The 1,365-nt window shown below is 46.4% G+C and carries 2 protein-coding genes; both read right to left on the reverse strand.

The genetic code is table 11. From position 1 onward, the window contains the following. Window positions 1–76 precede the first annotated feature (76 nt). Window positions 77–988: an IS3 family transposase gene (locus TY10_RS28445; protein ID WP_042171571.1), complete on the reverse strand. Its 912-nt coding sequence runs from the start codon at window positions 986–988 to the stop codon at window positions 77–79. 23 nt (window positions 989–1,011) lie between these two features. Next, window positions 1,012–1,335, reverse strand: coding sequence for a transposase (locus TY10_RS30695; RefSeq protein ID WP_042171573.1), 324 nt, complete (start codon window positions 1,333–1,335; stop codon window positions 1,012–1,014). Window positions 1,336–1,365: the final 30 nt, after the last annotated feature.

Consider the following 1,365-nt stretch of genomic DNA (forward strand, 5'->3'; position numbering starts at 1 on the left):
CGGTTAGGCCCCCTTAATCCGGAGTTTTACCCTACAAATAACAGGAGCTTGAAGAAAAGCTCATTATTTCAAGCTGTTACATAGCTTTATGAAAAGCGGAAACATCCTCTTGTGTCTTGATCCACTCCGAGAACACAATTGGTGGCATCTGTTTCAAACTTCCATGCATTCTACGATGATTGTAAAAATCCATATACGCATCGAGCGCTTCATACGCTTCTTCAAAAGTCATGAACGCTCGATTTCGGAACAAATCCCTTTCAAGTATGCTGTGAAACGACTCGATGTAGGCGTTCAAATCCGGTGTCCGCGGAGGGATACGTTCATGGACCAAATCGATGCTCTCGCATGTATCACCGAACAGCTTACTAATAAACTGTGGGCCGTTATCCGACCGAACCACAGGCATGGCTTCTCCTGTTTCAACGCGGGACGCTAATGCCCATCCTAGTGTTTGAACGACGTGTTTCGCCTCACAGGACGATCCGCGATACTGTCCCACGATGACGCGGTCAAACACATCAATGATGCTCAGCACGAAAAAGAAACGTTCCTGTCCGATCACGTAGCCATACTTAATATCCATCTGCCACAGCTGATTCGAGCCGGTAACGATCCGATTCCGCGGCAGTCTGCGGGGATGCGTTTGAACGCGTTCCCTCGGTTTTTGAAGAATACCTAACTCTTTGCATAGACGATACGCCTTTTTCTTGTTCAAGATGAGACCATGCCGATCGCGTATGCATTTTGCCAAAAGCTTATAACCATAGACATGCTCTTCACCCTCAAGAAGCTCCAGCAGCCATTCTTTTACTTGGTCATCATGGATTTGCTCACCGGTGACGGTTAAGGAGTATCCCGGTACAGGACGTCCTTTTGAAGGTGAGAGTGGATGATCCTTGCCCTCGACTTGAGCTGCACGCTTCTTGCGATCGTAGTACGTAGATTCAGCTATTTTCAGTACGCGTAGAACCCATGCTACGGCTATACCCTGCTTAACGAATAATTCGGCTACTTCAAGTTTTTCAGATAAGCAGGGTTTTTCTTTTTTAGCAACTCCCGTAGAATCTCGTTTTCGAGCTCCTTCTCACCCAGAGCTTTGATGGCTTTCTCGTATCGTTCTTCTACTTCTTGTAGGCGTTGAACTTCTTGTACATATTCATCGGTCTGAGGAATGTCCTCTGGCGGAACGGAGTCGCGATGATCTCTGACCCATAAACGTATGCTTTCTGGGTGAACGTCATACATGCGTGCCAGCACCCCAATTTTAATGCCAGCTAACGCTTCTCGAACAATTTTCATGCGTGTTTCTTCTTTCAGTCTTTTGCCACCCATACCGAATCATCTCCCTTTTCTTTATTTTAA

The organism is Paenibacillus gorillae (assembly GCF_000513275.1).
In the GTDB taxonomy this organism is placed as follows: domain Bacteria; phylum Bacillota; class Bacilli; order Paenibacillales; family Paenibacillaceae; genus Pristimantibacillus; species Pristimantibacillus gorillae.

What these genes read in the sequence shown, in the direction of transcription:
- TY10_RS30695 (WP_042171573.1), bottom strand. Translation starts at nt 1,335, where the DNA reads ATGGGTGGCAAAAGACTGAAAGAAGAAACACGCATGAAAATTGTTCGA.